The organism is Alienimonas chondri, assembly GCF_013036045.1.
GTDB lineage: Bacteria > Planctomycetota > Planctomycetia > Planctomycetales > Planctomycetaceae > Alienimonas > Alienimonas chondri.
Genome location: NZ_WTPX01000176.1, coordinates 1 through 8,777 on the forward strand (window position 1 = coordinate 1; position 8,777 = coordinate 8,777).

Here is an 8,777-nt window from a genome sequence, read left to right on the forward strand (position 1 = left end):
CGACATTGTTCTCCATCGGCATTCGCCCCCGCGACCCTCACTGGCGGGTTTCCGCCCCCCACGACCGGCCAAGTTCCCCCGCTGCGTCACGGAACCCATCCCGTGAACGAACCGGGAGCCTCGATCGAGCCGGTTGTCAGGAATCGGGTTGCCCGCCGGACTCATCGAGCGGTTCCCAGCGGCCGCGGACGTCGTCGTCGAACAGACCGCCGTGGGCCCGGATCGCTTCGAGCAGTCGCAGCCCGAGGCCCGGATCGAGCGCGTCCCGCTGGGCGCCGGAGGTGAAGGCGGCGATGCGGCGGCGGAACTCCGCTTCGTTTCCCTCCCGCAGATCGGCCAGCGCCCGCACGCCCTCCGCATTCGCTTTATAGCGCAGCTGCTGTTGCCCGGAGAAATTCACGGAGGCCAGCGCCGTCAGCTTCTCCGCCTGACGCCGGGCGTCGCCGGGGCGGTCGTGATCCAGATACCACTTCGCCAGCCCGTCGCGGGCGGCGGTCGCCATCGCCGGGGCGCTGCCGTGATACTCCAGCAGCGCCAGCCAACCGCTTTCGGAGTTCTCCAACAGCGCGGCGGCGTACTGACGGTCGGCGTCCGCCAGCTTCAGCCCCAGGGGTTTGGGCGGCGGCGTGAGGAACGGATCTTCGGGGCGCTGCGCCCAGCCGATCCCCGCCCCGATCAGCCCGACCAGCAGGCAAAGCGGAACCAGAAACGAGAGATGCCGCCGCAGGCTCCATTGAAAGAACTGATCGATCCCGAACGGCTTGGCGGAGTTCGCGGGGACGGCGGTCAGCTTGGCGAGCCGCAGCTTCTGCGCTCCCGTGGGGTTCGCCTCCAGCGCCGCCTCCAACGCCGCAAGATCGTCCCCCAGCGCCTTGGCGCCGGTATAACGCCCGTCCGGCAAGCGGGCCATTAATTTGTGCACGATCTCGCACAGCGCCGGCGGGAGATCCGGCCGCAGTTCCGACAGCGGACGCGGCGTCGCGGAGAGGTGCTTCATCGCGATCGCCATCGGGTTCTCGCCCCGGAACGGCGGTCCGCCGGCCAATAAATGATACGCCGTCACGCCCAGGCTATAGAGGTCGCTGCGGGCGTCCAGCTTGTCCCCGCGGACCTGCTCCGGCGACATATACAACGGCGTGCCCAGCGTCATGCCTTCCTGGGTGAGGGTCACGCTGCCCTCGCCTTTGTCCGCGAGCCGGGCGAGGCCGAAGTCCGCCACCTTCGCGTGTCCCTTTTTCGTCAGCAGAATGTTCTCCGGTTTGATGTCCCGGTGCACGATGCCGGCGTCCGCCGCGGCGGCCAGCGCGGCGGCGATCTCCCGCAGCAACCGCAGCGCGATCTTCGCCCCCGGCGGGCCTTTCCGCTTGAGATAGTCGCGGAGCGTCGGCCCGGGGACGTACTCCTGAGCGATATAATGCAGCGGCCTGCCGTTCGGTCCGGCGCCGTCCACCCGGCCGACAGAATGGACCTGGACGATGTTCGGATGGTTGAGCGCCGCGGCCGCCAGCGCCTCCTGCTCGAATCGACGGATGAGCGTCGGGTCGTCCTCGTCTAGGCGGTCCGGCCGCAGCACCTTGAGGGCGACCTGGCGGTTCAGACTGTCCTGCTGGGCGAGGTAGACTTCCGCCATCCCCCCGCGGCCCAGCTTGCGGAGGACGTGAAACTCCCCGACGTGCTCCGGCGGCGGCCGATCGACGATTTTCTCCCGCGGCGGCGGCGCCTTTTTCCCGCTGCCGGACGGGCGGTATTGCGTCTGCGACGGATCGGACGCGGACGCGGACGGCAGGTCGGGCGGCAGGGACGGGGCGGGATCGGACATCGAAAGCAGCTCCAAGGCGAGCGGCGGGGCGTCAGCCCCCCGTGCAGTGCGGACTCGACAGGATACCGAGCCGGATCACGCTTCGCGCGGCGGAATGATCCGCAGCGTGTGCAGCACGGCCTCGACCTCCGCTTCGTCGAACGGCTTGCCGGTGGTGCGAGCGATATTGACGTAGACCGACCCGCCCGGTGCATCGAGTTCGTATTGCACCCGCTTGTGCGAGACCGGCCCCGGCAGTTCGGAGATCAGCCGCTCGCCCGAGACCAGCCCGAATTCGACCGGCTCCGCGGTCAGCCCGCCGGCCCGCCACTGCGTCCGCAGCAGGTCGCCGAACCCAGGTTGCGAAGCGATGAAGAGGGCCTGAACGGCGCCCCGCTTGCCCTTCGTGAGAACCCGTGTGCAAATCGCGTCTTCCGCCGTCCAGCCCACCGGAGCGTCGACGAACACGGACGGCTGCGGCCCCGGGTCGGGGTCTTCGCCGAGCGCGTCGGGATCGAAGCCGTACAGCGCCAAGCCTCGCAACGCCCCCGCCGCCCACCAGCCGGGGTGGTCGTCGGAGTCGAACGACCGCAGCCACGTCTCCAAGGCGGCGAGGTCGCCGGCGACCGCCGCGCTCGGGTCGCCGACCCCCGCCAGCCGTTTCTTCAACGCCCGTTCCAACGGCCGCGGGTCGATGTCCTCGGCGTCGGTTCCGGCCGCCAACTCCGTTCCGGCCCGGCCGATCGCCCCGGCGAGGTAAGCCAACCCGGCAGGCAGGTCGGGCGGCGAGGAGGGCGCAGGGACGGCGGGCGGCATGGGGGGCCACGATACCGGTCCGTCGCCCCGCACGCCCTGTCCGCCGCCGGCTCCGCCCCTAGAATCCCGCTCGATCCGTCCCCGCACGTTCGCCCCGAACCGCATGACCGCTTCTGCCGACCGCCCCGCCACCCTCGGCGATCTCAAGGCCTCCGGCTATCAGTCGGTCCCGGTAAAAGCCGAGTTGCGGCGGAACCTGCTCCGCAAACTCAAAAGCGGGGAGGAGGTCTTCCCCGGCATTCTGGGCTACGAGGACTCCGTCTTCCCCCAGTTGTACAACGCCGTCCTCAGCAAGCACGACGTGCTGCTGTTGGGCCTCCGCGGGCAGGGGAAGACCCGCATGCTGCGGATGCTGACCGCCCTGCTGGACGACGCGATCCCCGCGGTGGCCGGCAGCGAGATCCATGACGATCCGCTGGCGCCGCTGTCCAAATACTCCCGCGATCTGATCGCGGAGAAAGGCGACGACACGCCGATCGTCTGGATCGGCCGCGAGGCTCGTTATAACGAGAAGCTCGCCACCCCGGACGTGACGATCGCGGACCTCATCGGCGAGGTCGACCTCATCAAACACGCCGGCGGCGCCCTGCTGAGCAGCGAGGACGCCATGCACTTCGGGCTGATCCCCCGCAGTCACCGCGGCATTTTCTGCATGAACGAATTGCCGGACCTAGCGCCGAAGATTCAGGTCGGCCTGTTCAACGTGCTCGAAGAGCGCGACGTGCAGATCCGCGGGTTCAACGTGCGTTTGCCGCTGGACTTGATGTGCGTGTTCAGCGCCAACCCGGAGGACTATACGAACCGCGGCCGAATCGTCACGCCGCTGAAGGACCGCATCGGCAGCGTCGTGCGGACGCATTATCCGACCACCCGCGAGTTGGGCATGCGGATCACGGAGGAGAACGCCTGGACGGACCGCGGCGCCGCTCATGACGACGCGGAAATCGACGTCGCCGTGCCGCGGTTTATGAAGGAGGTCGTCGAGGAGACGAGTCGGCTGGCCCGCACCAGTCCGCACGTCAATCAATCCTCCGGCGTGAGCGTGCGGATGAGCGTTTCGAACTATGAAAACCTATTGAGCAACGCGGAGCGCCGCGGCGTCACGCAGGGGCAAAGCCACGTCGTCGCCCGCCCCAGCGACCTCGCCCACGCCGCCGCCGGCGGTCGCGGGAAGGTGGAGATGAGCATGACCGAGGAACCCGGCGAGGAGGACGACCTGCTGGACCGGATGACGGACGAGGCGGTCAAGAACGTCTTCGATCAGTATCTCAAGCCGAAGAAGTTCCGCAGCGTGGTGGAGTACGTCGAGAGCGGCCAGACGATTCGCGTCGGCGAGGGCGTGACCACGAAGGAATATTTAGAACTGCTGGATGCCGTTCCGAACTTCAAAGAGGACGTCGAGATCATCGCCGGCGAACTCGAACCGGACCTCGCCGGCGGCGACTACCACGAGCAACTGCTCGCCTGCGTGGCCGAGTTCATCCTCGAAGGCCTGCACGTCCACAACCGCCTGAACCGCGCCCGCACCGGCGCCGTCGCGAGCTACGGCGGGTGAGGGCGCAACGGCCCGTTATTCTTCGTCGCTGCCCGAGTTCCGCACGTCGACCTCGCCAAACGTGATAAAGACAGACGACCGGCCGGCCGGACCGCGGTAGACGCCCGTCGCGCCGCACAGCTTTGCGGCGACGGCGGCCATCTCCCAGGCCCCCTCTTCCGTGCCGGTCCACTTTCGGGTCGTCAGGCGGTCGATGCCGTGCTCCTCGCCGTACGCTTTGACCGTACGCGCGTCTGCTTTGAGGGCGTCGGCGATCGATGGGTTATCCCAAGCCCACAGCCAGGAGCTGTCGTTCGCGCTGAACGAACCGATGATCTGAGCCGACGCCCTCGCGGTCGTTCCATCGGCGTTGGAGAACACGATCTCCCCCGTCTGCTGATCGAGGTCCCAGCGGTCGAACGTTCCCAGTCCCCACGCTTTGTTCAGCTCGGTCTTCGTCTCCAGTTCTTCAACGCTCGCGGCGACCAGTTGCTCAAAATCGGTCGCCGGCTGTGCGTCGGCGGACGGAATCGGGGCCGTCTCTGAAGGCTCCGTCGGCTCGGGAGCAGCGGGGTCGGGTGCGCACCCGAGCGTCGCGACGAGCAGCAGAGAGAAGGCGGCGGAGAGCGGAGACCGTGGCATCGAGCCAGCCTATCGACGCCCGCCGTCGCTTGGCGACCGATCAGGGAGCCGATGGCTCGACGGCTTCGACCGGCTTTTCGCCGCCCTCCGCCGCCTCGACCCGCACCGTGAACTCCGCGGAAGCGTGGTCTTCCCACTGGACGAAATACCCTTCGTCGTCCGGGTCGTGAAACGACAGGTAATACGCCCCGTGGATGTCGTAGTGGCCGGGCTCGTCGAAGGCGAACCATTTTCGCAGGTCGATCACGTCCTCGAACGCTTCGCCCGGCTGGATCGTCCGCAGCACGGACATGCCGCCGTGGTGCTGGGTCGTGCCGACGTCCGCGACCGGCGTGCCGTAGCGGTACGCGGCGAACGTATATTGATTGTCCCGCGCGGCCCGGTTCCGGCCGCCCTGTTGAAAGGCGAACGGGGCGTCGCCGACGTTCTCGATCCGCAGCGTCACGGGGATTTCCTTGGCGCCGACGGCGAAGGATTCCTCGGCGGGCGTATATGTCACGAGCAGCCTGTGACCCGGGTGCTTGCAGCGGAGGACGGGCGTATTCAGAAAGGTCGCGACCCGCTCCGCCCGCTTCTCGCCCGGGATGAAGAAATGCAGGCTGGAGGTCTCCTGCTGGTTCGATCCCGACCCCGTCTGCGGAAACGCCTGTCCGTCCACGATCAGTACGACGGCGTTCGGTTCGAGATCCGCGTCGAACGGGACCGTGACCGAGAGCCAGAAGCGGTCGTTCTCGTTATTTTGGGAGATCAATTGGACGCTTTGCACGGCGAACTCGCGCTGCTTGCCGAGGGGCAGAGCACGACCGTCGACTATCTTCGCGGCGGGAGCGTCGGCGTCGGAGGACAGCCGATAGAAGCCGTCGGCGGGCGGGTCGGCGCCGAGGAGCAGCGACGCGGCGATCAGGAGGGCGTTCATCAGACGTCCGGGCGGAGCGGGGAAGTGCGGGCGGGCATTCTGTCAGACGCTCGACCCCCGCGGATCGTTCCCGACTAAGGCGTCGCCGGCGGGAACCGCTCTGGACTCCCGCGGCCGATCCGACCGATGGTCCCGTCGATCCCCCCCGCCCGGGTTCTGCGCCGTGCCGTCTCGAATCGCTCCCGCTGTCCGTCGCTTCGCCCCGCTGGTGTGCGGGGCGGCGTTGTTGGCGTCCTCCGTCGGCTGCGCGTCGAGTCGCCAAGAAAACGGGGCGTTGGCCGGCTCGCTGGTGGGCGCCGGGCTGGGCGCGGCGGTCGGCGAGGCCGGCGATAACCCGCTGGGCGGAGCCATCATCGGCGGGCTGGGCGGGGCGATCGTTGGTTCGGCGATCGGCGAAGCGAACGACCGCGCCGAGGCCAACGCCGTCCGACAGGCGACCTACGAACAGCAGGTCGCCGCGGCCCACGCGAACCGGGTCGGGATCGAGGAAGTCATCCAACTGACGCTCAACGGCGTCGATCCGGAGGTCATCGCCACCCACGTCCGCCAGCGGGGCGGGTGCGGACCGCTGGGCGCCGCGGACCTCATCACCCTGCAGCAGAACGGCGTGGACCCTCGGGTCGTGACCGCCCTGCAAACCGCCACGCCGCCCGCCGTGCAGGCGCCGATCGCGCCGTCGCGTGATCGCGTAATCGTGCAGGAAATCCACCACGGCCCCCACTTCGGCGGCTGGTCGCACTGCGACCCGGACCCGTTCTGCGGCCCCCGCTACTACCCCCGCCGCCGCATCCGCCATCACCACGTCGAACCCGGCCTGAGCGTGGGTCTGCACTTCGACTGAAGCGGGATCGCATTCGGTGAAAAGCCTGGAGACGTTCGGGGCGGTTCACCCCGGAGACGCGTTCTCCTCGTTCACGGCGCCGTCGAATCTTCAAGGCGCCGTCGAATCTTCTCCGCGAGCTGGCGGTGAAGATGGCAATCGCATCGGCCGGCCAGGGTGTCGCTCCAGTTCGCCAGCACGGGGCCGCCGCGTTCCATCTTGAGCAACGTCTCGACGCAATCCTTGTGGATGCCGTAATTGTCCACCGCCATCGCTCGTTCGATCATGCGGAGGAGCCGGTCTTCGTTGTCGCCGATCCGCAGCAACGCCCGGAACGCTTCGGCATTCGCCTGGGGAACGTCGTGCTTCCAAGACCGCTCCCACGCGGCCTCGACGGCGTCGGAGGCTTCGACGGAGGCGCCCTTCATCTTGCCGACCACGTCGATCGCATATTTATACGTCACGCCGCTCTCGATGTGCAGCAGCGGTTCGATCGTCGACAGGCGGTCCGCCGGGAGCCGCTTCCGGTGGATCGAATCGACAAGCTGATGGGGCTTGAGGCCGTTCAACGAGCGTCTGGCGACGACCGCGTCCACCAGTTCCTGAAGTTCGTCGTCGTTCATCGGGCGGTTGGCGTGCGGGGTGAGGCGGGCGGCACGGCGAAGGGTTAATCGTTCTCCGGCGGTTGCCAGTCGCCCCAATGGTCGAGGTAGAATCCGCAGGCTTCGTCCTCGTCGCGGCGTTCCTCCAGCCAGGCTTTCGCGGCGGCGACGCGGTCCTGCTCCTGTTCCAGCGTCAGGCGGCCGGTCAGCACGCGGGTTCTTAAGAACACGAAATAGGTGTCCAACACGTCGCAGCGGCAGTAGCGATTAATTTCGTCGTCGCCGCCGGCGTCGTGCACGCCCTGCACCTTCGATCCGTCCATCCAGGTCTTCCCCGGCTTGCCCAGCAGGTTCGCCAGCAGGTTCAACCCGCCGGACAATCGGGCCGCGCCGTAGTTGCTGAGAACCTCCATTAAATCGAGGTGCGCCCCGCCGTTATAGCGGTTGCGGGGCTGTTGATAGCTGGGGCCGGTGTCCTTGAACCATTCGGGCAGGCTCAGCCCGTCGCGGTAGGCGTTGAGTTCCATCACCGGCAGGTCGTAGCCGCGGCCGTTGAAGGTCACCAGCGTCGGCTGGCGATAGTACTTCCAGCCGTCCCAGAACTGCTTGACCATCGCGGACGGATCGAATCGCGGGGCGTCCAGACTGGACAGCCCCAGCAGCGAGCCGTCCGGTCCGACCTTCGCCACCGCGACGGCGCAGGGCCGCACGAAGGTCACCGGCAGCACGTCGCTGCCTTTCTTCTCTAATAATTCCTTGCGATAGCGTTCCAGGGCGTCGGCGGGGGCGAGATCCGCATGGGGATAATGCACCCGACTGACGAGATCCCCGTCGCCGACGGCTTCCACGTCGAACACCAGATGGGAGACGGGTTCAGGCACGGGCGGAGGAGGATGGGATGGAGATATGGTCGTTCAAAGTAACCCGAAGCGTCAGCGAGGGGCAGCGGGCGTCGCCCGCGCTCGCGGCGCGAACGTCCCTCGCTGACGCGTCGGGTTGGTACGCCTCGGCGTCGCGCTTTATCCCGCGGGGTACAGCGGGCCGAGCGTTAATTCGCCCACGTCCGTCACCGGCACGGTCGCCTCGGCGCCGGCGTAGGTGACCAGCTTCCATTCCGTCTCGGACAGCCGGGTGTAATGATCCACGCTCGGTTCGTCCTGCGAGACGATCAGATAATCGGTGAGGGACGGGATCGTGCGATATTCATCCAGCTTGGCCCCGCGATCGACGACGGCGGTGGTCGGGGACAGGATTTCGACCAGGACCAGCGGGTTCGTGACGGTGTCGTGCTCGCCGTCCAGCATCTCGGCGGGGCGGGGCGTCAGCATGACGTCGGGGTAGCGATATCGCCCGCCGCCGACTCGCAACCGCATGTTCGAACGGAACGTCTTGAACGGGCGACCGGCGATGAGGTCGTCCAACGCCCGTTCGATCGCCTTCGCCAGATCGATGTGAAGTTCGCTTTCGCCGGCCATCGGAAGCAGCTTGCCTTGAGTGTATTCGGTCCGCAGTCCGTCGGTTTCGGCGCGTTCGTTGTGGAGGTACTCCGCTTCCGTCAGTCGCACGTCCGGCTGCGGCATGTCCGGCCGGGCAGCGGGTTGCGGCGACGCGGGAGCCGCGTCGGGGGCGACGGGCAACGGGGCGGGCGG

At 67.7% G+C, this 8,777-nt stretch carries 9 protein-coding genes; 2 read left to right on the forward strand and 7 right to left on the reverse strand.

The features are described 5' to 3' along the window. Positions 1-136 precede the first annotated feature (136 nt). Entirely contained in the window at positions 137-1,819 is a 1,683-nt protein-coding gene (locus LzC2_RS18600; RefSeq protein WP_171189534.1) for a serine/threonine-protein kinase, read from the reverse strand. Between the two features lie 75 nt (positions 1,820-1,894). Then, positions 1,895-2,614 carry a hypothetical protein gene (locus LzC2_RS18605; protein ID WP_171189535.1) on the reverse strand — a complete coding sequence of 240 codons (720 nt, stop codon included), beginning with the start codon at positions 2,612-2,614 and terminating at the stop codon, positions 1,895-1,897. A gap of 103 nt (positions 2,615-2,717) precedes the next feature. Between LzC2_RS18605 and LzC2_RS18610 the strand changes: the two genes are divergently transcribed. Beyond that, positions 2,718-4,169, forward strand: a complete 1,452-nt coding sequence (locus LzC2_RS18610; protein ID WP_171189536.1) for a sigma 54-interacting transcriptional regulator — start codon at positions 2,718-2,720, stop codon at positions 4,167-4,169. A 15-nt stretch (positions 4,170-4,184) separates the two neighbouring features. On the opposite strand, the gene LzC2_RS18615 is transcribed toward LzC2_RS18610, so the two are convergent. Continuing rightward, positions 4,185-4,790, reverse strand: coding sequence for a DUF6882 domain-containing protein (locus tag LzC2_RS18615; RefSeq protein WP_171189537.1), 606 nt, complete (start codon positions 4,788-4,790; stop codon positions 4,185-4,187). A gap of 40 nt (positions 4,791-4,830) precedes the next feature. Next, positions 4,831-5,706, reverse strand: coding sequence for a hypothetical protein (locus tag LzC2_RS18620; protein ID WP_171189538.1), 876 nt, complete (start codon positions 5,704-5,706; stop codon positions 4,831-4,833). Positions 5,707-5,869: 163 nt separating this feature from the next. Here LzC2_RS18620 and LzC2_RS21690 point away from each other — a divergent pair, with 163 nt between their 5' ends. Beyond that, the gene (locus LzC2_RS21690) at positions 5,870-6,547 is read left to right on the forward strand and encodes a glycine zipper domain-containing protein (protein ID WP_185168680.1); all 678 of its coding nucleotides are present in this window, start codon (positions 5,870-5,872) and stop codon (positions 6,545-6,547) included. A gap of 71 nt (positions 6,548-6,618) precedes the next feature. Here the strand turns inward: LzC2_RS21690 and LzC2_RS18630 are convergent, their stop codons facing one another. From LzC2_RS18630 to LzC2_RS18640, 3 genes are all read right to left on the reverse strand, one after another. After that, positions 6,619-7,149, reverse strand: a complete 531-nt coding sequence (locus tag LzC2_RS18630; protein ID WP_171189539.1) for a hypothetical protein — start codon at positions 7,147-7,149, stop codon at positions 6,619-6,621. Between the two features lie 44 nt (positions 7,150-7,193). Further along, the gene (locus LzC2_RS18635) at positions 7,194-8,009 is read right to left on the reverse strand and encodes a 3'-5' exonuclease (protein ID WP_315854748.1); all 816 of its coding nucleotides are present in this window, start codon (positions 8,007-8,009) and stop codon (positions 7,194-7,196) included. A gap of 138 nt (positions 8,010-8,147) precedes the next feature. Continuing rightward, positions 8,148-8,777 (reverse strand): Uma2 family endonuclease (locus tag LzC2_RS18640; RefSeq protein WP_206678793.1); only part of this gene is annotated, 630 nt, incomplete at its 5' end.